Source organism: Gemmatimonadota bacterium (assembly GCA_009835325.1).
Classification (GTDB): Bacteria; JAAXHH01; JAAXHH01; order JAAXHH01; family JAAXHH01; genus JAAXHH01.
Map to the genome: position 1 here is coordinate 30,773 of VXWP01000028.1, position 26,239 is coordinate 57,011.

General features: G+C 62.6%; 20 protein-coding genes (1 of these 20 only partly in view). 7 read left to right on the forward strand and 13 right to left on the reverse strand.

All coding sequences use genetic code 11. The features are described 5' to 3' along the window. The 7 genes from bamA to F4Z81_03050 form a co-directional block, all read left to right on the forward strand. Positions 1-1,962 carry the 3' portion of an outer membrane protein assembly factor BamA gene (bamA, locus tag F4Z81_03020; GenBank protein ID MXW04021.1) on the forward strand. 549 nt of this gene lie to the left of the window's left edge, so the window shows 1,962 of its 2,511 coding nt (coding positions 550-2,511); its start codon lies off the left edge, out of view; its stop codon occupies positions 1,960-1,962. A gap of 49 nt (positions 1,963-2,011) precedes the next feature. Then, on the forward strand, positions 2,012-2,551 hold the full coding sequence (locus F4Z81_03025) for an OmpH family outer membrane protein (protein MXW04022.1): 540 nt from the start codon (positions 2,012-2,014) through the stop codon (positions 2,549-2,551). A gap of 6 nt (positions 2,552-2,557) precedes the next feature. Beyond that, a complete protein-coding gene (lpxD, locus tag F4Z81_03030; GenBank protein ID MXW04023.1) occupies positions 2,558-3,616 on the forward strand; it encodes a UDP-3-O-(3-hydroxymyristoyl)glucosamine N-acyltransferase in 1,059 nt (352 codons plus the stop codon). Positions 3,617-3,622: 6 nt separating this feature from the next. After that, positions 3,623-5,107: a bifunctional UDP-3-O-[3-hydroxymyristoyl] N-acetylglucosamine deacetylase/3-hydroxyacyl-ACP dehydratase gene (locus tag F4Z81_03035; GenBank protein ID MXW04024.1), complete on the forward strand. Its 1,485-nt coding sequence runs from the start codon at positions 3,623-3,625 to the stop codon at positions 5,105-5,107. 23 nt (positions 5,108-5,130) lie between these two features. Then, the gene (gene lpxA / locus F4Z81_03040; GenBank protein ID MXW04025.1) at positions 5,131-5,916 is read left to right on the forward strand and encodes an acyl-ACP--UDP-N-acetylglucosamine O-acyltransferase; all 786 of its coding nucleotides are present in this window, start codon (positions 5,131-5,133) and stop codon (positions 5,914-5,916) included. A gap of 78 nt (positions 5,917-5,994) precedes the next feature. Continuing rightward, positions 5,995-7,776 carry a hypothetical protein gene (locus F4Z81_03045; GenBank protein ID MXW04026.1) on the forward strand — a complete coding sequence of 594 codons (1,782 nt, stop codon included), beginning with the start codon at positions 5,995-5,997 and terminating at the stop codon, positions 7,774-7,776. A gap of 100 nt (positions 7,777-7,876) precedes the next feature. After that, positions 7,877-9,100 (forward strand): amidohydrolase, encoded by a 1,224-nt coding sequence (locus tag F4Z81_03050; GenBank protein ID MXW04027.1) that lies wholly within the window; start codon positions 7,877-7,879, stop codon positions 9,098-9,100. Positions 9,101-9,123: 23 nt separating this feature from the next. Here the strand turns inward: F4Z81_03050 and F4Z81_03055 are convergent, their stop codons facing one another. From F4Z81_03055 to F4Z81_03115, 13 genes are all read right to left on the reverse strand, one after another. Then, on the reverse strand, positions 9,124-9,639 hold the full coding sequence (locus F4Z81_03055; protein ID MXW04028.1) for a hypothetical protein: 516 nt from the start codon (positions 9,637-9,639) through the stop codon (positions 9,124-9,126). A 28-nt stretch (positions 9,640-9,667) separates the two neighbouring features. After that, a complete protein-coding gene (locus tag F4Z81_03060; protein ID MXW04029.1) occupies positions 9,668-10,600 on the reverse strand; it encodes a DMT family transporter in 933 nt (310 codons plus the stop codon). Positions 10,601-10,646: 46 nt separating this feature from the next. Then, entirely contained in the window at positions 10,647-12,131 is a 1,485-nt protein-coding gene (locus F4Z81_03065; protein MXW04030.1) for a M81 family metallopeptidase, read from the reverse strand. A gap of 20 nt (positions 12,132-12,151) precedes the next feature. Then, positions 12,152-13,786 (reverse strand): thiamine pyrophosphate-requiring protein, encoded by a 1,635-nt coding sequence (locus F4Z81_03070; protein MXW04031.1) that lies wholly within the window; start codon positions 13,784-13,786, stop codon positions 12,152-12,154. Between the two features lie 10 nt (positions 13,787-13,796). Then, a complete protein-coding gene (locus F4Z81_03075; protein ID MXW04032.1) occupies positions 13,797-14,636 on the reverse strand; it encodes a phytanoyl-CoA dioxygenase family protein in 840 nt (279 codons plus the stop codon). Between the two features lie 42 nt (positions 14,637-14,678). After that, on the reverse strand, positions 14,679-15,527 hold the full coding sequence (locus tag F4Z81_03080; protein MXW04033.1) for a phytanoyl-CoA dioxygenase family protein: 849 nt from the start codon (positions 15,525-15,527) through the stop codon (positions 14,679-14,681). A 303-nt stretch (positions 15,528-15,830) separates the two neighbouring features. Then, positions 15,831-16,457 carry a thioredoxin family protein gene (locus tag F4Z81_03085; protein ID MXW04034.1) on the reverse strand — a complete coding sequence of 209 codons (627 nt, stop codon included), beginning with the start codon at positions 16,455-16,457 and terminating at the stop codon, positions 15,831-15,833. Positions 16,458-16,500: 43 nt separating this feature from the next. After that, a complete protein-coding gene (locus tag F4Z81_03090; protein ID MXW04035.1) occupies positions 16,501-18,723 on the reverse strand; it encodes a thiol:disulfide interchange protein in 2,223 nt (740 codons plus the stop codon). A gap of 137 nt (positions 18,724-18,860) precedes the next feature. After that, a complete protein-coding gene (locus F4Z81_03095) occupies positions 18,861-21,614 on the reverse strand; it encodes a hypothetical protein (GenBank protein MXW04036.1) in 2,754 nt (917 codons plus the stop codon). A gap of 158 nt (positions 21,615-21,772) precedes the next feature. Further along, positions 21,773-22,405, reverse strand: a complete 633-nt coding sequence (locus tag F4Z81_03100; protein MXW04037.1) for a hypothetical protein — start codon at positions 22,403-22,405, stop codon at positions 21,773-21,775. A 67-nt stretch (positions 22,406-22,472) separates the two neighbouring features. Next, positions 22,473-24,698, reverse strand: a complete 2,226-nt coding sequence (locus F4Z81_03105; protein MXW04038.1) for a CPBP family intramembrane metalloprotease — start codon at positions 24,696-24,698, stop codon at positions 22,473-22,475. Then, complete coding sequence (locus tag F4Z81_03110; protein ID MXW04039.1) at positions 24,695-25,450, reverse strand: ABC transporter ATP-binding protein; 756 nt, start codon at positions 25,448-25,450, stop codon at positions 24,695-24,697. Before F4Z81_03110 ends, F4Z81_03105 begins: the two co-directional genes overlap by 4 nt. Next, complete coding sequence (locus F4Z81_03115; protein MXW04040.1) at positions 25,447-26,214, reverse strand: ABC transporter permease; 768 nt, start codon at positions 26,212-26,214, stop codon at positions 25,447-25,449. Before F4Z81_03115 ends, F4Z81_03110 begins: the two co-directional genes overlap by 4 nt. Between the last annotated feature and the right edge of the window lie 25 nt (positions 26,215-26,239).

Genomic DNA, 26,239 nt, shown 5'->3' on the forward strand with positions numbered 1-26,239 from the left:
ACCGGCGCATATTACGAAAAGGGGTACCTGCTCGCCACGCTGAATGAACGCGTCCTCGTGGAAAGAAACAACGCGATCATGCGGATCGAAATCGATGAAGGCGAGAAGGTGGGGCTGGGCGAGATCTTTATCGAAAACAACGTGTCCGTACCGGAAAAGGAGTTGCAGAAGGCCTTTCGAAAGAAAGCGGAAACGGAAGAAGAACATTTCTGGAAAGAGGGCGACCTGCGCCGGGAACGCCTGCTGGACCAGTTCGAGAAACTCGTCCAGGAATACCGCAAGCACGGTTTCCGGGACGCGGAAGTCGTGAGCGACACGCTCTGGTTCAGCGAGGACAGGAAGCGGATGTACATCAAGGTCGATGTCAACGAGGGAAGGCGGTATTACCTCGGGGACGTCGCCTTCGAGGGGAACACGAAGTTCACCGGCGATCAACTGTCCAGTCTCATCAAGATCGACGCGGGCCAACCCTTCAACGAAGAGGAATACCAGGAAAGCGTGTCGACCATCTACGAAGCGTATGGCGAACTGGGTTATCTGTACGCCACGCCCATCGCCCGGGAATCGGCGGCCAACGACTCCACCATCGATCTGCACTTCGCGGTCAACGAAGGGGAACCCGCGAAGGTACACCGGATCAACATCGTCGGCAATACCAAGACGAAGGACAAGGTCATACGGCGCGAGTTGCTGATCAAGCCGGGACAGTTCTTTCGCCGATCGGTGCTGATGAGAAGCCAGCGGGACGTTTTCCAGTTGAATTACTTCCAGGACGTGCAGCCCGGCCTGCAACCCCGTCCCAACGGAGACGTGGACATCACCTTCACCGTCCTGGAAAAACCGACGGGCACGGCGAATGCCGGCGCCGGTTACAGCGGGCTCGACGGGCTCGTGGGTACAATATCCATGATCATCCCGAATTTCCTGGGCAACGGACAGAACGTGAATTTCAACTGGGAATTCGGCGCCCGGCGCAATTCCATTTCCACGAGTTTCGTCGAACCCTGGCTCTTCGATACGCCCACCAGCGCCGGTATCGACATCTACCGTACGAACCGGCGATGGTACAGGGAATTCAATGTCATTCAGAAGGGCTTCGGGCTGTCCCTGGGACGGCGCTTTCGCGGCACGTACTGGCGCATCAACGGGGCCTATCGGTTTTACGACCAGAGTTATTCCGGTTTCGGCGAGCGATACTACGCGGCTGCGCTGGAAGATACCACCCTGGCGGATACGCAGATCTCGGCCATTAACGAGAATATCCGCCGAAGAGAATCCTACGAATCCAACAGCGGCCTGACCAGCCAGGTCTCCTTCTCCGTTACGCGCGACAGCCGCGATTTCCCTCAGTTCGCCACGCGCGGCATGCGCCATACGTACCGCAGCGCCGTAGCCGGCGTCGGGGGTGACGTGAAGTTCCTCAAGCAGACCCTGGAATCCGATTTCTATGTTCCCCTGTTCAAGGGCACGTCCCTTTCCCTCAGGGGAAGGTATTCCCTGGCCGCAAACCCCTTCAACGACCGGGAGGTCCCGTTTTTCGAACGGTTTTTTCCGGGAGGGGTCAGTTTCGACGGCTTGATCCGGGGGTACGGCAACAACTCCGTCGGGCCCTACACCGATCTCGGTGACGGGACCAGCAGCCGGGACGGGGGCCGGGCGATGAGCATCATCACCCTGGAGTACCAGGTCCCGATTATCGACCAGCTCAGTTCTCAGCAGCCGGTCTACGCCGTGGCGTTTGTCGAGGCCGGCAACGCCTGGGCGAAGCTCGAGGACGCCACGCCGCTGCCGGGCAACATGAAAAAATCAGTGGGCGCCGGCATCCGGGTGATCATGCCCCTGGTGGGGCTGTTGGGCTTCGACGTCGGGTACGGATTCGACCAGCCCTCGGATCCGATCCAGGCCCTCCAGAAAAAGCGAAGCGGCTGGCATACGCACTTTCAACTCGGCCAGATGTTCTGACAAGCTGGTCCAGGTTTCCGGAGCGATCCGGCATTCGAGGAGGAAATCAATGCTTTCAGGAAGAAGGATGATTCGTATTACGGCCGTGCTGGCCGTGCTGGCCGCCGTCATGTTGCAGCCGGTTGTGGCCCAGGGGCAGGAACTCAAGATCGGCTATCTCGACATGGAGCGCCTGCGCCAGTCGTACCAGGGATTCAGGGACGCAGAGGAAGCCTTCAAGAAGATAGCGACGGAAGTGCAGGAACAGGTACGGAACCGTCAGCAGGAAGTCGAAATGCTGCAGCAGCAGTACGAAGCCAGGAAGACCATGTTGACCGCGGCCAGGCGGCAGCAGGACGAGCAGAATATCATGCAGAAGGAACAGGAGCTCGTGCAGTTCGCCCAGTCTCAGCAAATGGAGCTGGCCCAACAGGAAGTGGAATTGACCAGGCCGCTGCAGGAATCCATTTTCAACGTGGTGCAGACCCTGGCCAAGGCGGAGAACTACACCTATATCTTCGATGCCGGATCGCTCATATACGTGGATCCCTTGAGAGCGCAGGACCTCACGGGGCAGGTCCTGGAGGAACTGCAGAAGGAAGCCAACTAGCCACCCATGCGACAGAAGCTGGCAGATATCGCGACGCAGGTACAGGGCGAACTCGTCGGTGACGGTTCGTGCATCATCGAGAGCGTAGCGCCGCTGGACGAGGCCGGCAAGGGTTCGATCTCCGTCCTGATCAACGCCCGGCATAGCCGGCGCCTGGAGTCTACGGAGGCAGCGGCGGTCATCGTCTCCCGGGAAATAGATCACGCTCCGGTCCCCATCATCCGCGTGGCTTCTCCCGAACTCGCCCTCGTCACCCTGTTGACGACCTATTTCTCCGGACACCGTCCCGCCGATAGCGGGATCCATCCGACGGCCAGGATAGATCCTGCCGCGGAAGTGGATGAAGAGGCGGCCATCGGTCCCCATGTGTCGATCGGCCCGCACACCAAGGTGGGGCGAAGCGCCTGCATCGGCGCGAACGTGGCGATCGGCGCCCATTGCCGGGTCGGCGCCGGCACGTGGATCTTTGCCAACGCGACGCTCTACGATCGTGTTTCCCTGGGAGAAGGCGTGATCGTGCACGGTGGCGTCGTGATCGGCAGCGATGGCTTCGGGTATTTCCAGAGCAGCGGAGGGGCCAGGAAGATACCGCAGGTCGGCGGCGTGGAGATCGGCGACGACGTGGAGATCGGCGCAAATTCGACGATCGATCGCGCAACCATGGGCATGACCCGTATCGGCCGCGGCACGAAGATCGACAACCTGGTACAGATCGGCCATAACGTCGTAATCGGCGATCACGTCACCATATGCGCCCAGGTGGGCATCGCGGGGAGCACGGTGGTTGAATCGGGGACCCTCATCGGCGGGCAGGCCGGACTCTCCGATCACATCCACGTCGGCGCCGGTTCCAGGATCGGCGGGCAGGCGGGCGTGACCAAGTCCATTCCCGCCGGATCGACTGTTTCGGGATATCCCGCCCGTCCGCACAACCAGGCCAGGAGAATCGAGGCGGCCATCAAGCGCCTGCCGGATCTGTTGCACCAGGTCCAGACCCTGGAGGCGCGGATCAAGACGCTTGAAAGCGGCGAGCAGGATGGGCCATCCATCGAAGGAAGAGAGTAGCGGCACATGTTCAAACGCCAGCGTACCATCAAATCCCCGGCGTCCATCAAGGGCATCGGCCTGCATACCGGAGGACGTGCGACGATTACGTTCAAGCCCGGTACCGTGAACGACGGGATCCGGTTCGTGCGCGTCGACCATCCCGACAGGCTGGAAATCCCGGCGGACATAGACTACGTGATCGATACGACCCGGGGGACGAACCTGGCGCGGGACGGCGTACGGATCCACACCGTGGAGCACGTCCTGGCCGCCGTTGCCGGCCTGGGCCTGGACAATATCCGGATCGAACTGGACGGGGACGAGCCGCCGATCTGCGACGGCAGCGCCATTCCCTTCGTGAACGCGTTGATTGAAGCGGGCATCGTCGAACAGGACGCCCCCAGGGAATACCTGGAACTGGACAACCCCGTGCTGTATTCGGAGCGGGAGAACGGCCTGCTTAAGGAACTCGTCGTCATGCCTTCCGACGATTTCCATCTCACCTACATGGTGGACTATCAGAAATCCAACCTGGCCAGCCAGCACACCGTGCTCTATTCCCTGGAAGACGAGTTCGTCACCGAGTTCGCACCGGCGCGGACGTGGACCTTCCTGAGTGACGTGAAGGCCCTGCGCGAAAGGGGACTGATCAAGGGAGGCAGCCTGGAAAGCGCGGTGGTCATCGCGGACATGGACCTGACCGACGAGGAACTGGACGAGTTGAAGGATCTGTTCGGCGTGGAGGACAGGGTGGTGATCGGTGAGAACGGAATCGTGGGCACCCAGCCGCTGCGGTTCGACAACGAACCCTGCCGGCACAAGGCCCTCGACCTGATCGGCGACCTGGCCCTGCTCGGAGCGCCGCTCAGGGCGCAGGTGTTCGGCGCGCGGTCCTCCCATGCCGCCAACGTGGAACTCGTGCGAAGGATCCGCGGCGCGTGCGTGAAGAAGAAGCCGGAATCCGGGAATGCCGATCCGTCTTCGCCTGCCCCGCCTACGCCTGCTCCGCCTGCATCTGAACCCGAATCGGTCTTGGACATCGAGGACATCCTGCGCATTCTCCCCCACCGGTATCCCTTTCTGCTCATCGACCGGGTGATTCACATGGAACCTGGGAAACGGGTGACCGCGCTGAAGAACGTGACCATCAACGAGCCTTTCTTCGCGGGCCATTTCCCCGGCCATCCCGTCATGCCGGGCGTCTTGATCGTCGAGGCCATGGCGCAGGCGGGCGGCCTGCTGCTGCTCAACACGATCGATGAGCCGAAAAGCAAAATGGCGTATTTCATGGGCATCGACCATGCCCGATTCCGGAGACTGGTAAAACCCGGCGACCAGATCCGCTTCGAGTTGGAGACGGTCCGGATGCGCATGCACGCCTGCAAGATGGAAGGCAAGGCTTACGTAAACGATGAACTGGTCGCCGAAGCCACCCTCATGGCCATGATCACAGACCGTGCGGGCCAGGCCGACCAGGCGGACCGGGCGGACCGGGAGGCCCAACAGTGACGGACATTACCGCCGAAGTCCAGATACATCCCACGGCCATCGTGCATCCAGACGCGGAGCTGGGCGCTGGATGCAGCATCGGTCCGTACACGATCGTGGAACCCAACGTGACCATCGGGGCCGGTACCCAGATTGCATCCAGCGCGATGATCGGTGCCCATACCCGAATCGGCGCCGAATGCAAGGTCTATCACGGGGCCGTCGTGGGATCAATCCCCCAGGATCAGAAATTTATCGGCGAGCAGTCTATCCTGGAGATCGGAGACCGGACTTCCATCCGGGAGTTCACCACGCTGAATCGCGGGACGAGCGCACTCGGAAAAACGGTGATCGGAAGCGATACCCTGGTCATGGCCTACGTGCACGTCGCCCACGACTGCGTGATCGGCAACCGGGTGATCCTCGCCAACGGCACGCAGCTGGGCGGCCACGTGGAAATAGAGGATTTCGCCATCACCGGTGGGCTCGTCGCCGTCCACCAGTTCGTCCGGATCGGCCGCAACGCCTTCATCAGCGGGGGCGGCATGGTGACCAAGGACATCTGTCCGTACTTCAAGTATGGCCACGATCCGCTCAAGCCCGTTTCACTCAACACCATCGGCCTGAAGCGCTGCGGGTTCTCCGACGAATCCATCCGTACGCTCAAGCAGGTCTATCGCCTGCTCCACCGCTCCTCACTCAATATCTCCCAGGCGGTGAAAGCGGTGACGGCGGAAGTGGAACATACCGACGAAGTCAGGTACCTGCTCGCGTTTATAGAGGAAAGCGCCCGGCGGAGCAAGCGATACGGCCGCGGCCTGACTTCCTGATCACGTTTGGAACCAGCAGCACTACCGCGGACTCCTCACCGCTCACCCTTCCCGTAATCCACAGAAAGGACTTGTATCATGTCGGCTGTCTCAACAGTGGGACGCCCCGTGCCGGCCGGGCGTACCGTGCGGATCGCCACGCCCATGCCGCCCCCGTCGTGGGCCTTGCTGGAACTGAACCTGATTAAACAGCAGGAAGAAGCCGTGGAAGCGTTTTACAATCAATACTTCGATGAACGCGGGTACCTGCTGTGCGTGCCCCGCTGGGGCGGCGACGACGGTCCGGACGACGCGGCGGAGAACTTTGCGAACTGGCCGGAACTCTACGCGATCGGCGCTTCGGAGCGGGTATATGACCTGTACAAGAAGGCGTGGGACGGCCACCTGCTGCAGTACACGGAAGCGAAGACCACCGAGGTCGAATTCGCCCGGGACGGCATGTATTTCAAGGAGTTCCCGACGATGTTCGACTGGATGCACAACGGGGAGGGATTCACGGCCTTCTTCCTCGAAGGACTGTGTGACCCCCGCGACAAGAAGTTCGTGGACCGCACCCGGCGATTCTGCGGCTTCTACATGGGCGACGATCCCATCGCCGACAACTGGATCCCCGAGCACCGCGTGATCAAGAGCATGTTCAACGGCAGCCGCGGACCCATGCTGCGCAAGGCCACGGGGCTCGACTGGGCCGGCGATTCCATCGAGGTCGAGGGCCGGTTCAGACTGGGGCACGGGGAACGGAACTACGAGGAAATGGTCGCCCATTTCAAGGATTACAACGATGTGGCTGGCGATCATCCACTGAACATGGGCGTGACCACGATGACCCTGAACGCCTACATGATCGACGGCGATGAAAGGTATTATGACTGGACGAAGGACTACATTGATGCCTGGGTGGAGCGTACCGAACGGAACAATGGCATTATCCCCTCTAATATCGGCCTGGACGGGTCCATTGGCGGGGAGTGCGGCGGCAGATGGTACGGTGGTGCGTACGGGTGGGGATTCTCGACGATCGTGCCCCAGACCGGCGAGACAGCGCACCGGCCCTACTTCCTGATCCGGGCCCACTGGAGTTTCGGCAACGGGCTGCTGCTGACCGGCGACCAGAAATACGTCGACACCTGGCGCGGCGTCATCGACGGCGTCAACGCGAACAGCAAGGTGGAGGACGGCCAGACGCTCTATCCCCGCATGCACGGCGATGACGGCTGGTACGACTACCGTCCCGAACCCTTTGATGTGGGCGCGGAGCAGGTCTACTACTGGTCCATGGACCGCCGCGATCTCGAACGGGTGCCCATGGAGGGCTGGATCGCCTTCCTGGAAGGGCAAAACCCGGACTATCCGGAGGAGGCGCTGCAGGAGGACGTCTCGACCGTTCGCTCGAAGATGGAAAGGATGCGAAACGACCTGTCCTCACCGGATACGCGTCTATCGGACGACATGAACGGCACGAATCCCGCGGAGGTGGACGCCCTGATCCAGCTCATGCTCGGCGGCATGCCCACCGGGCACCTGGGCCACCCCCTGCACTGCCGGTTCAGGTACTTCGATCCCGCGCGCCAGCGCCCCGGGATGCCGGAAGACGTGGGCGCCCTCGTGGAAGAGCTTCACGATGACAGTGCGGTGGTCACGCTGGTCAATACCAACCAGGTCTCCTCCCGTACGGTGACCGTCCAGGGTGGCGCGTACGGGGAGCATCAGATCCTGGAAGTGGATGGCGGAAGCGGATCCACCCCGGTCGACGGCGCCAGCTTTACAGTGACGCTCGAGCCCGGATGCGGCAGCAGGCTGCGCGTGTCCATGGACCGTTACGCCAACCGGCCGTCCTTCGACTTCCCCTGGGAGAGGTAGGAATGACTTTATGCCGAGAAGACTGACGCGGGCGCTGCTCATCCTGGGCATGTTGTCTGTCATGAACACGTCTCGGGACACGGTTGCCCAGCAGGAAAACATGGCCGCCCTGGTGGCGAAGTACCGTGCTGACGCCATCCGCATGCGGGAGCACATCCATCGGAACCCGGAACTGAGCAACCGGGAGTTCAAGACGGCGGCGCTGGTGGCGGATCATCTCACCGCGCTCGGTATCGAGATCCGGACGGGCGTCGCCCATACCGGCGTGGTGGGCGTGCTCAAAGGCGGCCGACCGGGTCCGGTGGTGGCCATACGGGCGGACATGGACGCGTTGCCCGTAACGGAGGAAACGGTATTGCCTTTCCGGTCGACCGTACGGACGACCTACCTGGGCCAGGAAGTGGGCGTTATGCACGCCTGCGGCCATGACGTGCACACCGCCGTTCAACTGGGCGTCGCTTCCGTGCTGGCCGAGATGAAGGACGCCCTGCCCGGCACCGTCAAGTTCATCTTCCAGCCGGCGGAAGAAGGAGCGCCGCCCGGTGAAGAGGGCGGCGCGGACCTGATGGTGCGCGAGAACGTCCTCCAGGATCCGGCGCCCGAAGCCATATTCGGTCTCCACGCGCTGCCCTCCCTCGACGTGGGTACCGTCGGATATACCATCGGACCAGCCATGGCCGCTGTCGACCATTTCATTATCAAGGTCCGAGGCAAGCAGGCCCATGGCGCCCGTCCCGAAGAGGGCATCGACCCGGTCGTCATGGCTTCCGAGATCGTGTTCGCCCTTCAGACGATCCGGTCCCGCACCCTGTCGCCCCTCGAGCCCAGCGTGGTCACGGTGGGTATCTTCCGCGGCGGCGAGCGCTTCAACATCATCCCCCGGGAAGTCCATCTCGAAGGAACGGTGCGCACCTACAACCCCGTGGTCAGGGACATGGTGGAGCGACGGATGACAACCATCCTGGAAGGCATTACCGCGGCCTATGGCGGTTCCTTCGTACTTGACTACGACCGCGGCACCCCTTCCGTGATCAACGATCCGGCCCTGTCCCGGGAGATGGCCGGTTACCTGACGGGTGCGCCCGGCGTCGAGCAGGTGCTCGAACTGCCCCCGACCATGGGCGGCGAGGACTTCGCCTATTTCGCCAACGAGATTCCCGGTTTCTTCTACCGGCTGGGCACCACCAAGCCCGGCCAGCCTTCGGGCGGTCTGCACACCCCGACCATGACGGCGGACAGTGAATCCGTGGGGGTGGGCATGCGGGTGATGACCCACCTGGTGCTGGAGTTCCTGAACGCCCGGGCGCCACGGTCCGATCGGTAGCCGCGCGACGGGGTGGGTTAGTCTTAACAACCCGTACGGTTCCGCGGACCCCGGACGGCCTGGCGGTAAGCCTGTGTCTGGTCCAGGGCCGTGATGCGCGTCGCTCCCTCGATGCGTACGCCCGCGTCCCCGATGACGTAATACTTGTCCACATCCGCGAGGACTGACGAACCGGCGAGGTTGCGCACCAGCACCTCGCCGATATCGACCACCGTGTGCAGCGCAAGCCCCCGCGCTTCGTATTCCCGCCGCCATCCTTCCCAGTTTGTCGCGTCCTTCCGGTCCAGTGGATCCGTTGAGATCAGGTGTTCCGTCGGAAAAAGGCGGGACCATCCCAGGTGACCGACCACGCGCTCGATCCGCGCCACGCTGTGGCTGGACAGGATTCCGAGGGCGAACCCCCGGGCGATGGCTTCGAGCTGTTCCACTGGGAATCGTCCCATCGCCTGAATCTCGTCCCGGTCGATCTGTTCGTACATGGATTCCTTCGCGTCCAGGTGGGCAAGCGTTCGTAAACCCATGACCACGAGGGGCTTCATGGTATTGGCTCCTTTCTGCGAAAATCGATTAACCGTTCCTTACAGACCGCCGCAGATTGCCGAGTATGGAACCGATGACGACGAGTACGGCGCCGGATATGCTGAGCAGATTCAAATGCTCCGGCTGCAGCAGGCCGGGAAGGAGCGGCGCCAGGATCATCATGTCCACGACGGTGACCAGGGGCACGGCCGCCAGGACCATGCTGACCCGGAACACTTCGAGATGTTTCAGCGATTCCACCAGCGTAACGAAGGCGACGAGCGAGATCACCGCCGAAGCGTTAAGCAGGATCATCTGCCGGGTGTCCTGCACCAGCAGCGATTCGAATCGAACGAAGGGCAGGATCAGTATCGAACCGGCCAGGTAGATCAGGAACAGGATGACGGACGTGGGCAGGATCTGCAGCAACTGCTTCTGGGTGAGAGTATAGGTCGACAGCGCCAGCGCGGCGACAGTCACCCACATAATGCCCGGAATCATCGCGCTGTCACCGGACAGGAGTTCGGCCAGTTCCTCGTTGAAGAACAGGACAATCCCGCCCGTGAGCAGCATGAGACCCAGTACCTGGATCAGGGTCATCCGTTCGTGAAAGAGCAGCATGGCGCCCAGCAGCAGGAACAGCAGCGATATCTGGTTGACCACCTGGGCGGCGCTGGGTGAGATATACTGCAAACTTTGGGGATAGAACACGTACGCGCAGCTGAACCCGAGCACCGCCGCGAGGAAGACCAGCGCGTAACCGCCTTTGAGTCGACGGACCAGGGCGAAGTGACCCTGCCGGTACACGATCAGTGCCATCAACACGGCCGCAACGACGAACCGGTACCACGTCATCGTGAAGGCGTCCAGGCTGATCAGCATTATTTTCAGGATAATGGGCAGTCCGCCCCAGACGAAGATCGTGAACAGGCTCAGGACCAGCCCCAGGCCCCAGCGGCCGCTGGTGACGTGCCGGTTCATGCCTGCTCCACCGGAGGGACCGTTACGGGAGGAAAGCCGAGCGGCCTTATTCGTACACCTCCACTTCCGGCGTGCAGGTCATGTCCGGATCGAGGGGGTAGATGGGTCGGGGGACGTACTGGTGGCCTAGCGTGGGAATGTTGGGACTCGCTGCCCCCGGCGAATCGATGGTGATGGTCCGTTCCGCCCAGTCGTCGTACCACTCATCCGGCGTATGGGGCAGTTTCTTGACCACGACGTCGAAGCGTTTCGGGTCCTGGCCGAAGGCGGGATACATCCACCGGTCGCACAGCAGAGGGCCGGAAGCCGCCAGGAAGATTGTAATGTTCCGGCACTTCAGCACCGCGACGGGAATGTCGTCCCGCCGGCCCAGCACTTCGACCGTGGCGGTGACGTCCACCGGGATAAAGCGTGGGTCCCGCGTTCCGCCCAGGGGGACGGTAATGGTCTGCCCGACACCCGCCTCCACGGCGCGCGAGACGGCGGGATCGTCGCGGATGGGGAACAGCACGCTGCCCCGGTAGTCGCTTTCGAGGAACCCCTTCAGGATGGTGTTGCTCGTGCCCGGCGCGCCCGAACTGGTGGCGTCGGCGGCATCAGCGAAAATGACCGTTCCCTTTGCCTCCGCGGCGATCCGGATGCCCTCCTCCACGCTGTGCAGCACGCACTGCATGTGGGACCGCATGTTCCAGAAGCTCCGGCCGATATGCAGGGCCTCCCGCTCCGCCAGGTCCCGGTTGCCGTCCGTGATTACGACGACGCGGGAGCCCTGTTCCGGGCAGTCCGTCGGAGGATGGCCCAGCATGATCCCCCCGGCGAGTACGTCTTCCCGTTCCTCCAGGCGTTCCAGGTACCGGATGAACGTGCCGTGCACGCCCGTGGCGGTCTTGAGCTCGTCGCCCCGGACCATGGTGGGCGTGTACACGCTGGCGATCACGGGCCGGGCCCCGTCGAGGATGCGCAGCAGCACTCCGGCGGCCCGCGCGCCTGTTTCGTACCAGTCGATGTGGGGATAGGTGTGCAGGATGGCGCATCCGTCCATGTGGGACAGCATGCGACGGGTGATCGTGCCGTGCATGTCGAAGGAAGCGACCACGGGCACGTGGGGGCCGACGATCCGGCGCACCTCCTGCAGGACGTACCCTTCCGGATCCTTTTCGGTTTCCGCCGCCATGGCGCCGTGCAGGTTCAGGTAAACGCCGTCGGCGCCGGTCCTGTGCTGTTCGATCGCGTCGAGCAACTCCGACGTGGTCCGCTCGAAGCACGCCTGCGTGATCGTACCGCCCGCCCCCATGGCGGCGCTGTAAGTGGGCACGATTTCCATGCCATCCCGAGCGGAAAGGGTATCGACGGCACCGCCGACCACGCCACCAAGGCTGTCCGCGCCGCCCTGGTCATCCGGGTCCTCGAGGCCGACCGGACCCTTCAGCATCTCGCGGCCGCGCAGGATACAGAAATCTTCATACACCGTATCGTTGGGATGGAAGTCGTTGGTTTCCTGGAAGTAGGTGCCGATCAGGATTCTGGGCATGGCGCTCCGGCGGTCTCCTTTCAATACCTCGACGTGTGCTCTTCCACCTTGGTGATCGTCTCGATGACTGCCGGCCGGCCCTCGCGGTTGGCTTCCACCGCTCGCTGTATCGCCGGAGCGATCTGGTCGGGCGTCGTCACCTTCTCGGCGTAAGCACCCAGCCCTGCCCCGATGGCGGCGTAATCCCCACCCAGCCGATTGCTCCCCCAGCGTTCCGATGCGTAGGCCATGTGATGGTCGTAGTGGGTCATGACCCCGTTGTTCAGTATTACCGTGATGATGGGGATCTCCGAACGCACGGCGGTCTCCACGTCCAGGCCGGCCATGCCGAAGGCGGCGTCTCCCATGACGTTGACGACCTGTTTCTCCGGATCGGCGATCTTGGCGCCGATGGCCAGTCCCAGCCCGTAGCCCAGCTGCGTGGAAGCGCCCCAGCCGATATAGCCCCGGGGCGTATCGGTCTCCCAGAAGGGCGCGAGCTGCTCCCGCGGGTAGCCGGAGTCGTGGGTGATGATCGTGCGTGCCGTATCCACCACCCCCGCGATCTCGCGGAACACGCGGTACGGGCTCAAGGGCACCTCGTCGGAGCGGAACCGCGGTTCCCATTCGGCCAGCCACGCCTGTTTCAACCGGGCGATCTCCTCGATATCGCCGCGTTCATCGTCCCGGGGTCGCCCGTCGAGCTGTCGTTTCGCTTCCTCGACCAGTTGCCGAAGCACCACCCCCGCGTCGCCCACCGCGCCGTAGTCGACGCGGTGCTCCTTGTTCAGGTCCCCGTGGCTGACGACGCACTGGGCGAGCGCGGCGCCTGCCGGCACATCCGATTTGAACCCTGAAGTCATGCTCGTGCCGATGCCGAAGAAGAAATCGGTCTTCTTCAGGTATTCCGCCACCATAAGGGAATGGGAGGCCGCGCCCGTGCCCAGGGACAGGGGATGGGTCTCGGGGAATGCGCTCTTTCCGGCCAGCGTGGTCATGACCGGGGTCTTCGTCCATTCGGCGAACTCTATCAGCGCATCGGTGGCCTCGGCGTACAGCACGCCCTGGCCGGCGCTGATGATGGGACATTCAGACTTCAGCAGGGCCGCCACCAGGTCCCGGACGTCCTCCGGCGATGCGCCGCTTTTGAACGGTTTAATGGGGGTGTAGTCAAAGGCGTCGTCGGGGATCTCCTCCTCACCTACGTCCCCGGGGATCTCCAGCATGACCGGCCCCGGCTTGCCTTGCTTCAGCAGGCTGTACGCCCGCCCCATCATTTCCGGAATCCGGGCCGCCGAGTTGATGTTCGAGACCCACTTGGTGATGCCCCGGTAGTTCTCCACCGATTCGAAGGCCAGGTCGGCGCCCGCACGGGACCGCGTAGGTCCGCCGGGCAGCAGCAGGACGGGCACTGAATCCGCGTAGGCCTGGGCTACCCCGCCGAAGGCGTTCTCCGCGCCCGGTCCCATCTGCATCATGAACACGCCGACGGTATTCCCGTTCCGTATCCGGCTGAATCCATCGGCGATGTTTACGCCGGCCCGTTCCTGCCGGCAGAGAATGGGACGCAGGCCCTCGATCGCGCAGGCGTCGATGAGGGGATGGTGGGGAAAACAGCTGAACCAGTCCAGCCCCTCCGCCTTCAGGATCTTCGCAATGGCTTCGTTTCCGGTCATGGGTTTCCCTTCACTCTCCCTCGCGCCGAGGGGTCGAAAGCGTCCTTCCGTCGTCGTCGATCAAGGGACGGTGATACACATAGGGCGGTTCGATCACGGCCCGCTGGACTTCGTTGAGTTCTTTCGTCCACTCCGGCAGACCGGTTTCATACACGCCGCCGGTATAATGCATGTACTTCGGGGTGTACCGGTAGAACAGAGAGCGGCGCTCTCCCTTCCCCTTCCACGGCAGCGTGCCGTGGGTCGTGGCCTCGTTGAAGATGACCAGGTCGCCGGCCTTCATGGGCACGTGGTACACGACATCCTGGTCGGCCTCGTAGCGGGAGATTTCGTCCGGAAGGGTGAAGTTTGCCTTGTGGCTGCCCGGGATGACGCACAGGCCGCCGTCGCCCGGGTTCACGTCGCTCAGCTGGTACTGGCAGTTGATCAGCCCGCAACGCATGGCGCCGTTCTGGTAGTGGTAGGACCGGGATCCGTTGTATTCGGCCTGACCGTACCCGTGGAGGCGCAGTCCCTCGGTCCCCGCCTTGGAGGTAAATATGAAGGGACTGTGGTCCATCTTCCAGCCCCGGCCCAGCATGGTGTTCAGATAAGGGATGATCCTCGGATTGGCCAGCACCTCGCGGAAGGGCTGGCACCAGGGCTGCTCCCATGTAAGCATGCCTTCGTAGAGGCCGCGGAGCTGCTTGCCCTTCAGCGCCTCGCTCGTGCTGCTCGCCGTATCGTCCTTCCGTTTGTCGCGATTGGCGTCCAGGGCCTCGTTCAGTGCCGCAACCTGCTGGGGCGTAAGGGCCTTGCGCACCACGATGAACCCCTGCAGGTCGAAGAGGTACTGCTCAGGGGGTTCCATGGTGGCGAATGGCGTGGACGGGTTCATGTGGACTGGTTCGATTCAGATCCCCTCCCTGCGGGGACGCACGATCGATTCGCCGTCGTCCTCGATCAGGGGGCGGTTGTAGATGTACGGGGGTTCCAGGACCGCGCGCTGGGCTTCGGTGAGCTCATTCGTCCATTCGGGCAGGCGCGTTTCATATACGCCGCCTTCGTAATGCATGTATTTCGGGATGTACCGGTGGAGTACGCAGCGTCGCTCACCCTTTCCCTTCCACGGCAGCGCGCCGTGGGTCGTCGCCTCGTTGAAGATCACCAGGTCACCGGCTTTCACGGTGACGTGATGGAAGATCTCCCGGTGGTCCTCGTAGTGGCGGACGTATCCCGGCATGGGGAAATTGGCCTTGTGGCTGCCCGGAATCACGGTCAGCCCGCCATCGTCCGGGTTTACGTCGGTCAGGTAAAACTGGCAGACGATCAGTCCGCTCCGCATGCGGCCGTCGTCGTACATGTAGTAGGTCGACCCGGCGAACATCCCCGTACTGTTGCCGTGGAAGGGCGTGCCCTGGGCGCCAGGCTTCGAGGTGAGCACGTCGATATTATGGTCAAGTTTCCAGCCCCGGCCCATCATCGTATTCAGATAGGGAATCAGCTTCGTGTGAGCAAGCAGATCGCGAAAGGGCTGGCACCAGGGCGGGTCCCAGGTCAGCATCCCTTCGTAGTGGATGTACTGCGTGTCGGGGCCCGCCAGCGGGGTTCCGTCCAGCGCGCCGCCCGGTCCGTGCTCGCCCGTCCGATCGGGATGGGCATCCAGGGCGTCGTTCAGCGCCTGGACCTCATCGGCGGACAGCAGGTTCCGCACCACGAGAAACCCCTGGAGGTCGTAGAGGTACTTCTCGCGCTCGCTCATCACGACGAAGTTTTCCGGGTCGCCGAACATGGCCATGACGGCCTCCTGGCGGCTAGCTCCGCCTCATCGGGTATCCAGTCGACACGAACGGAAACGGCCCGTTCCGGCGTCAGTGGAAACAAAATCGCTTGTTCAGGAATATAGAAAACGAGGGAGCGTAGTCAAAGATAACAATACGGCAGCCGGACCTGATTTCTTCCTTCCCACAAATACAGAAATTGCCGTTGTCGTCATACGTTCGGTGACAACGGCAATTTCGTTTGTTCCGACTTCTACAGGCCGATGACGCGACCTGCAGTCCTTCTAGTACTTCACCGTGCAGCCGTAGGCCCGGGTCATCTCGACGGGCACTTCATTGCCGGCAAAAACCGCGTCCAGGGCCATGACGACATAGTTGTCGGCCTTGGGAATGTCGGCGATGTTGGCCGAGTTGATGCTGTCGATGGCGCCCATGTAGATCAGCGTGCCTTCCGGGTTGATGATGTACATGTGGGGCGTGTGGGTGGCACCGTACGTCCTGCCGACGTCACCGTTGCCATCGAGCAGGTAGGCGTCCACGGTCGACGCGTGCTTCTTCAGGCGCTTGTGGATTTCCTCATTGGAGAACTGGCCCTGCTTGCCTTCGGCCGACGAGTTGACGGCCAGCCAGACCACGCCCTGCTCGCGGTACTTGTCCTGCAGGCCTTGCATGTTTTTGGCGTCGTAGTGCTTGGCCACGAAGGGACAGTCGTAGTTGATCCACTCCAGGACCACGTACTTGCCGCTGTAGTCCGAAAGCGTCACGCTGTTGCCATTCGTATCCGTCAGCGTGAAATCCGGGGCCGCGTTCCCCACCTTGGCTTCCCCGGCGGCCATCGGCGTAGAGAAGTTAACCAGCAGGAACGCGGCGGCAACGGCCACCACGGCTGCCGGAATCAGAATCCTCTTCATGAAAGTCCTCCTTGTGAATAGTAACGTCAAACTACTTCATATACTACCTGATGGCAGCGCTCCCGCTTTCCACCTTCTGCAACGCATCCAGTACCAGGCCGGGTGTGAGCAGTTCCGGCAGGATCTCCGGTTCGGAATCCGGACCGCCCGTATACAGCACATACAGCGGGACGCTGTTGCGACCGAATTCGGCGAGCGCCTGTGTGATCTCGGGGTCCCTTGACGTCCAGTCGGCCTGGACCGGGACCACACCCAGGGTCTCAAACTGTTCCACCACGCGGCTGTCGCTCAACGCCACGCGCTTGTTGACCTGGCAACTCAGGCACCAGGCCGCGGTGAAGTCCACGAATACCGACTTCCCGGAAGTGCGCAGGTCCCGCACCAGCTGCCGGGAGAAGGGTTCCCATTCCAGCCCCGCGCTGTATGTCGGGGCCGCGGCGGTCCGTTCCGCCTTTGCCGGTGCCGGCACCTGGCTCAGTACGGTTACCATGCTCGCGATGATGATCAACGCGGCGGTAGCGCGCGCAGCCATCCTGGAACGGCTTCCGGTAGCGCTGCCTCCCCAGCGGCCGAGAATCCAGCTTCCAATGGCCACCAGCACCAGCAGGACCATCACGAGGGCGACCAGGTTGGGGTCCGTCTGGAGGTTCAGCACCCAGAGCAGCCAGACCACGGTGGCCATCATGAGGAAGCCCATGAATTGCTTGAAGGATTCCATCCACGCGCCGGGTTTCGGCACGTACCGCAGCAGGGCGGGTACGGATGACAGGGTCAGGTAGGGCAGGGCCATGCCCAGGCCGAGGAACCCGAAGATCGCCAGGGACTGGGCCGCCGACTGCGTCAGGGCGTATCCCAGGGCCACGCCCATGAACGGCGCGGTGCACGGCGTGGCCACGACCGTGGCCAGGACGCCGCTCAGGAAGGAACCGCCGAGCCCGTTCCCCGAATCCATCCGCCCGCCGAGCCCGACCAGCGACGTGCCGATCTCGAAGACGCCGAAGAGACTCAGGCCGAACATGAAGATGATGACCGACAGGACGACGATGAAGGCCGGCGACTGGAGCTGGAATCCCCAGCCCAGCTGCTCTCCCCCGGCCCGCAGGGCGATCAGGACGGCCGCCAGCGCGAGAAAAGAAACCAGGACGCCCGCGGTGAAGACCAGGCCGTGCCGACGGGCTTTCGCCGGGTCGTCGCCCGCCTGGTGGATGAATCCGAGCACCTTGATAGACAACACGGGGAGGACGCAGGGCATCAGGTTGAGGATCATGCCGCCTACGAGTGCGAAGAGCAGGGCCTGCCACAGACCGGACACGAGATCGCCGGAAACCGCCGTGGCCGCAAGGCCGGAGATCGCCGAACCGTCGGCCGAACCCGCCGGTCCGATAACGGCGATCGCCGCCGGTAGTTCGTCCGCATAGACGGCGCTCACGGCCAGGGCGCGCTCCGATCCGGGACCACGCCATCCATCCGGGGACACCAGCACGCCCGTGACCTGCTCCGGTCTGCCCGAGAAGAAGCCCGACCGGGGCATCGTCAACAGGTACCCGGTCTCCGTTTTCTCCAGTTGCTGGGGGGACACGTAGTCGATCAGGTCTTCATTGTAGGGGTAGAACTCGGCGTTGGCGAGGTTGCCCGGGAACCAATCGGGAGGCGTGGCGTGCAGCGCCACGGTGGAATCAGAGATGGCGGCCTCGACTTGCCAACCGGGGACCGGGACCGGAAGGTGCTCCCGGGTGCGGGCGAAGAGCTCGGTCCATCGCTCATCGGCCTGGGGCGCGTCCGTGGAAACGGGCAGCGTCACCTGGTATCCGGATTCTCCCGGGAGACAGATGTCCGCGCAGACCAGCCAGGACGCGAAGGCCCCGACGTCGACCGCCCCGCCGGGCTCCAGGTCGGCCGGAGGCGTGATTTCCACGAGCAACAGCGTTTCGCCTTCGTACCCGTAGCTGGCCAGGATGTCTAGAACGATCTTCTGGGGATAGGGCCAATTGATCTCACCGGCCTGGAACCCATCGGGCAGTGTCCAGTGTATCTTCGTGGGAAGGCCCGAGTCGGCGGGGTTGCGCCAGTAGGTGTGCCAGTGTTCGTCCATCTTCATCCGCAGGCCGGCCCAGAACGGCTGCCCGGGCTTGATGGACGTCGTCTCCACGACCAGTTCGGTTTCCATGTAATCGGTGCGGACCGCCTGACCGTGTACGGACCAGGTGCCGGCGCCGAAGGCGAACAGGATCGCAAGCGTCAGTATGGTGTGTTGAGATGACTTCATGGCGTGTTGTTCGGTTCGCACGGGTGGATGCCGCCCGGACTGACATGCGGCGGAACAGGTACACAAGCACAATATGACCCTGAAAACGTCCCGGTGTCAAGCCGCATCGGGGTGCGGGTCCGGCTGTCCGTCCGCATTCACACGCCGAACCAGTAGTTGAACTTGACGATGAATATGTTCTCCGATTCGCCGCCGAACAGATTGCCAAAGTCTCTGCCGATGTCCAGCGCCCCGTTTTCGTCCCGCTCGCTGCGGGTCTGCTGCCAGACAAAGAACACCCGGGAACCGGGGCGGTACTCCCAGCGCAGCACGACGTTCATGCGCAGGGACTGAATGTTGAAGTCCCGGTCCGAGAAATTGATATCGGGCATTCCGTCCCCGTCGAAGTCGAGGTAACGGTAGCCGTCCGTGGGATCGATGAAGGAACGCGTTCCCTCATTCAATACGTCGAAATCGAAACTGCTCGCTCTGAGCAATTGTTTGTAGTTGAGGTAATCGCCCGAAGACAGGAGGGGCTGTGCGTAAAGTTGCAGGGTCAGATCGGGCGAAAAGGCCACGTTCATCCGGGTTTCGAGAGAAAAGGACCGCCGTTCCAGGTCCGAGAACACGTACCGGCGCCCGTAAGTCGGTTCGAAGGCCAGGGCGTCGGTCTGCGTAACGTACTGGGCGGCGTTTCTCTCCCAGCTGAAATTGGGAGAAAGTTCCAGTTCCCAGTTGGGGGTCGGGCGTATCGTGGCTTCGATCCCTGTTTCCCACTCGTCGCCTCCCCGCTGGGATCGTTCGTAGTCGAATTCCGTCTCCAGGGATATCCTTTTTCTCCGGTCCGATCTGAGGTAGAGACGGAGGGAAGAGGACCCGGGACTCTCCATCACGGGACCGCCCCGGGTCTGCGTGTCGCTGAACCGGGTGGGGTTGTAACTGGAGTCGAACCGAACTTCCCAGAAATTGTTGAGTTCGAATTCGGCTCCCGCGGCGAACCGGCCCCACTTATAGTTGTTTCGCCACGACGACCAGGACCACGGATCGTCGAGTGCCTCGTGCCGGAAGTTGTAGAAGGTGAAGGCGTTAAACCGGTAATTACGAAAAAACCGCCCCGGTGTGATGTTCCGATATTCGATCCGCGCGCCGCCGTCGAGCCGTTCGCCGGATCGTGAGAATCCCAGATCGTTGATCTCGAACCCGGGCGATATTTCCGCGAACCAGACCGCTCCGGTCCAGTGCTCGGCGTCCCGGCGGGCGAACTGCATCCGCCAGTTGTACCCGTTCATGGAGGTGGCGGTCGAATCCACGGCCAACCGCGTGGCGTCGGGGCGCTGGAAGTAATGATTGCTGGACCGCTGCAGCCGGATAAGCGCGTCCGTGCTTCCCTGGACGCGACTGCCGGCCAGGTATCCGTAGGCCGCCCAGTCCCGCGAGCGCGCTCCGCCCCAGTTGTGCTCGAAGTCTACTCCACCAGAGATAGCCTCCGACGTGAGGTAGTCGAAGGCACCGTCGTCGGGAAGGGCCCGGTGCACCAACGAGCCGACGGCTCCGAGCTGGCTGGCGCCGTTCCTGAAATCCTGTCGGATCCGGAATACGCCGAATTCCGCTCGGGGTTCGACCGTAAACTCCGGTATCCTGCCATTCGCGATCGAATGGGCTTTCCCCTTTTCCCGGCCCGTGACCGCGGCCAGGGCGCCGATGGACACGCCGCCCGGTGACCGCCCGGTGATCTTGGCCGCGCCGAGAATGCTGGTCTCCGTGGGTATGGCGGCGAAATCCGCATCGTCCGGCGTGCCCCCGCGGGGCTGCCGTCCGATTCGCCGGCTGTAGTACAGTTCATCCCGGCCCGACAGGCCGAATTCGAATTCCTGGGCGTCTAACACGAAAAACGGCCGCTGTTCCCGGAAGAACGTCTCGAAGGCCGACAGGTTTATGACGGCGGGATCCACTTCCACCTGCCCGAAGTCCGGGTTGACGGTAAGGACCAGGTGGTAGGATGGACTTAGTCCGTAACGCAGACCGAACCCTCCCCGCCCGCTGAAGTCCGATCCGTCGAAAAAGGGATTCCCCTGTTCGGCCCGGGCGGTCCGGGCGCTGGCGAGGATGTAGGGACGGATCTCCAGGCGGCTGGCTTCAGAAGGAAGGACCAGGCCGTTCAGGCGGCCGAGGACGCTGACTCTTCCATAACGCTGGCGGGACTGGAGGGCGAAGTCAATGATCTCGTTCGTGGCCAGGCACCGGCGCATGAAGTTGATGCCCCAGGACTGGGGGCCGTCTGTCGTCTCATACCTTATCTGGTTGAGAGGTATCCTCATCTCGGCGACCCAGCCCTGTTCGTCGATCGCCACACTGGATTCCCATACGGCGTCCCACGCATCGTCCTGGCGCACATCGTCGTAGAGGTACGCGTCCCGCTGCGCTCCCGCTGCGCTCACGCGGAACTGGTATCCGGTAAGCCGGTCGTTGTTCGGATCGATGGATACGGATAACAGGTCGAAGGCGCCTCGCTCGTCCCGCCGGACGAGCTGCCGGCCGATCTGCTCGGGGTGATCGTCGTACATCCGGGCGCCGATGTAGATGGCGCTGTCGTCGTAAAGTACACGGACCTCGGTGTCCTCACCGGGCTCGGCCCCCTCGACCGGCTCCCGCTGGACGAACCGCGTCGCAGGAATGGCCGCCGCCCAGGCCGTTTCATCCAGCCTGCCGTCGATCGAAACCTGGCCGGTCCGTTGCGCCGCCTCCATGGCGGGGACGGTTGTATTCCCGGCGTCCGACTGGGCGGTAACGGTACCGGTGGACAAGGTGCAAAGGGCCACTAGAGCGAAGATCGGTGCGACAAGGGGTTTTAAATGCATACTTTCAGCGGTTCCTTCCTGCGCGTGGTGCAGCATCGTATCAAGACACTGCAATGTTTGCGTCTTCCGTCAGGCCCGTACATCGCGGCGGTTCAGCGCCACGACGGCGCAACGAGGCTTAACTGCCCGCCAGCGCCACGAGCGGGAAGTCACCTTATATTACAAATACACATGGCAAAACTTTAAAATATCGGCCTGCGCATCACTTGGTGCTAGCGGGTCCAGGTCAGGACCAAAGCCGGGGGCAGGTTCCGCACGACAAGCGTTTCGCAACGGTAGTCGGAGAACAGCGGGGTCATGCGGCGGCGAAACCGTACTGCCGAAGGCAGGCAATAGGCGTGGACGTACTGGAACATGCGGAAAACGGAACCGGGCCCCAGGAGCCTGTCCAGGTTGCCGATGATTTCGTCGATGACCGGGACCGGCATGGTGGATATGGATAGTCCGGAAATGACGGCCTTGACCGGTGGAACGCCCGAATCCGCGTGTACCTGGAACGCCCGTGTGACGGTATCGTGTTCGAAGCGAAGGCTGGGAAACCGATTCTGCAGCAGGTGAACGAATCGTTGTTCCAGTTCTATGCCGATATAACCGTCGTCATTGGGGAGGATATGCCGGATCTGGTCCGTGAGCGCGCCGGTTCCCGGACCCAGTTCCATGACGGATTCGTTAGGCCTGATTTCCAGTCCCCTGGCCATGGCCCGGGCGAGTATTCTCGAACTGGGCGTCAGGGCGCACACGCTCAGCGGGTTCTTCATCATGACCCGGAGAAACAGCATAGACGGATGATGTGTGAATCGAGACATGTACGGGAAGGATGGCAGCCGGAGTCCAAGTCTGGGCATGAACACGGATATCGCGAAAGACCGAACCCAATATATGGTCGCGAGCCACGGGAGGCAATGCCTATCGCTATGGCTGGATACGCTGGTCCACTGGATCTCCGCGTACCCCTTTTCTGATGGGCAGCAGGCCCGGATAGGGCGTACGGTACCGGTACAGCAGATAGAGCGCGAAGACAAAGACGGGCACGTTCAGCAGGAGCAGCTCCGGGGGACAGGTCTCGATCTCGACCCCATAGCGGTACAGGAGGAAGGCGAAGGCGTTGTTGCCCGCATGGAGCAGCATGCACGGGAAGATCGAGCCGGTGAGGACTGCTACGGTGGTAATTACCACGCCCAGGTAGGTCGTCGGAATGATGCGGAACAGGGCCTGGTGGAACAGTCCGAATATAATGCCGACCACCAGGATGAGCACGACCGGTCTCAGCCGGCGGTGCAGCCCGTGCAGCAGCAGGCCCCGGAAAGCCATTTCTTCCACGATGCCGGGCGTAAGGGCCATCATGAGCATGATCTGCCACAACGGGAAGTCGTCTGGAAGGAGCTCGCTGGCGAACTGCTCCAGCAATTCTTCCGGGAAGGGCAGGAAAACGCTGGACAGCCCCACGACAAAGATCCCGGTCAACAGGGTCGACGGCACCAGGAGCAGCACCGCCAGCCATACCTGGGGCCGCACCGGGCGGATCGCCAGGGCCTGGCGCCAGTCGAGCCGGTGTACCCGGATCATGAGCAGCGAGCCCAGGAAGAAGACGCCGAACATGTTGAAGGCCCACTGCCCCTCGAGCCGGGTCAGCGCGTCTATGTTCGAAGGGGCGATGATGACGATGGCCCACATGCCGAGAAACCACAGGAGCACCCGCCTGGGAAACAGCGCGGCGCCGCCTGCCAGGTCCGCCTCGTCCAGGTCCTGCGCGGTGACGAGTCTCTCCTTGTCCAGCATGCGGGACGACCACCTGAGCAGCAGGAAGGCGGCAAGCAGCATGGATGCGCAGGCTACAAGGAGCATGGGGATGTCGTAATGGCCGACCATGATTTCCCGCACGGCCACACTGACGTTCGCGACAGGCACGACGGCGATCAGCGAGCGCAGGGATACAGCCGGGAGCAACCCTGCCGCCGTCAGGACCATGAGTCCGAGAAAAACCGGCAGGAGGTAGAGCTGCGTCTCTTTGTAGGTCTTCGCATAGGCCGAGATCAGCAGCAGGAGGGACGAAACCACAATGGCCACGGGGATGTAGAGGGCGAACAACATCAGCACGGCGACGGGGGACACATCGATGTCCATTTCCGAGGGGAGATCGATCAACCCGAGGCCGAGGTATACGAAGAGGTTCCCCGCCTGTGCCAGGGTGATGAAGAGCGCGACGGACAGGATCGTCAATTGCTTGGCGGCGATGATCTCGATCCGGCGGACCGACGTGGTCAGGAGAGTTTCGAGGGAACCCCGCTCCTTCTCACCCGCGACACTGTCCATGGCCGCCACCGACGCGCCGGTGAGCGTGAGAAATACGAGCAGCAGCGGCAGCAGTCGACCGAAGTAGAACCCCGCCGCCTGTTCCGGCGTGGCCACGTCCACCCTTGAAAGCCGGATGACTTCTTCGGGGTCCGACTCGAGCCCGATTACGCGCAGCGCTTCGGCGCGGTCCTGTTTCCTCGCGTCCACCAACCGATCCACCAGCAGGGCGCTGCCCCTTCTGGAATCGTCCCGGTTGGCGCGATAGTAGACCCTGACCACGGGGACCCCCGGATACCGTTCGTCCGCTACGGTCACCTCAACGACTGTTTTCTCACCGGGCTCCGTGGGGTCGTCTTCATCCCCGGATTCCGTGGTGTCGGCCGCGGCGCGGGCCAGGTCGAGCGAATCGGCTTCGGATCCGGTCAGGGCTTCCAGGTAGAAATCCAGGTCGCCGGATGCCAGGCTCGAATCGGGTATCGCGGCCTCCACCTCCAGAAAAGAGGCCGGCTGCCGGTCTTCATCCCTGTTCTCGGCGGGCCCCGCGTTCTCGGCTGGATCCCCGTTCTCGGCCTGATCTCCGTTCTCGCCCGGACCGTCCGCCGCGCGCAATTCGCCTCTTGCGATGAGCGTCCGGACGGAGTCGGCGTAGGCGCCCACCACGGTGTAGCGATACGTCGTCGTATCCTGCTGTTCCTGGCGCCATTCGTTCATGAACTTGAAACCGAAGAGGATCGCAGGCAGAACGAGGAGCGGCAGGAGAATGCTCAAAACCACCGTCCGGCGGTCCCGCAGCAGCATGCGCATTTCGTGTTTGTACAGCAGTCCGATCGTTGCGCGGTTCATGCGGCCTCTTGGATGAAGGAGACGAAGATGTCTTCGAGGTAGTGCGCCCCGGTCCGCTCGCGAAGCGCTTCAAGGGTGCCGGTGGCCAGGATCCGTCCCTCGTGGATGATGGCGATCCGGTCGCACAGTTTTTCCGCTTCGCTCATGATGTGGGTGGAGAACAGGATGGTCTTGCCCTGAGCTTTCAATTCGGTCAATATGGCCTGCATTTCCAGGGCGTTCAGCACGTCGAGGCCGACGGTGGGCTCATCGAAGACCAGGATCGGCGGATCGTGGGCCAGGGTCCGCGCGATCGCCACCTTCTGCTTCATCCCGCTGGAGAGCTTGTCTATGCGGGCGCGGGCGTATTCCTCGATCCCGAAGCGCTCGACCAGTTCATCGACCCTGGCGGGGGTCCGTGAGGCGTCGTACCCGTTGATACGGGCGAAAAACTCGATGGTTTCTCTTGCGGTAAGGCGGGGATACAGCGCAGTGGTGGCCGAATAGAATCCGATGTTTTTGCGCACTTCCACGGGTTCTTCCGCCACGTCGTACCCCATGATCTTCGCGGTGCCGCCCGAGGGCTTGAGAATCGTCGTCAGCATGCGCAGCGTCGTCGTCTTGCCGGCGCCGTTCGCGCCCAGCAACCCGAAGATCTCGCCGGGACTGCAGGTGAAGTCGATCTGACGCACTGCGTGCACGGGACCGCGGGATTCATCGTAATAGGTCTTGCTCAGGTCCTTCACGAATACGGGATCGTCCACAATTGTCATCCTCTTAAGGGGTTGCGGCGCATAAGCCGGTGTTTCAGGAAACCGCCCAGCCCGCCTTCATAGCTGCCGGTCATGATGTCTTCGTAACGCGTAATCGCCGCGGCGATCCGCAGTATGATCCAGATGTACAGTCCTTCCATCAGCAGGGTGAGGCCGATCTGGGGCCACTGATAGATCCCGCCGAGGGCTTCCCGGAAAACAAGACAGACGTTTATGATGGGCACGCAGGCCAGCCATGTCGTGAGTTCCAGCCCGGGGAACTGCATGAACACCGCGGGTACCAGGATCATGACGGTGACGAAGGGACCCGCCAGGGACTGGGCGTCCTTGAACGTCCGGGCGAAACTGGCCACGACCATGAGGAAGGCGGCAACGAACAGGGCGAGGAGCACGGTTACCACGAAGATCAGCGGAACGGAGGACCACGGGATCGTGAAGCTCAGGTCCTGGATCCGGTCGCCCAGGAGTGGCGCCATGAGGGTGCGCATGGAGAGGCTCATGGCCAGGAAATTCAGCATGCCGGCCGTGGTCGAAAGCGTGGCCACGTACAGGTACTTTCCCGCGAGGACGTTTACGCGGTCCGTCGCTGCCGTCAACGTGGTCTCCCAGGTGGAACGCTCGCGTTCTCCGGCCGTCGCGTCCAGGGCGGGATACATGCCGCCCACGATCAGCATGATGATGACGAGGATGGGGACCGCCATCCCCAGGATGAAGCGCCCCATGTCCCGGCTGGAGGATACGTTCTCCCGTTCGATCCAGATCATCTGATATGCCGGACCAGACAGTCCC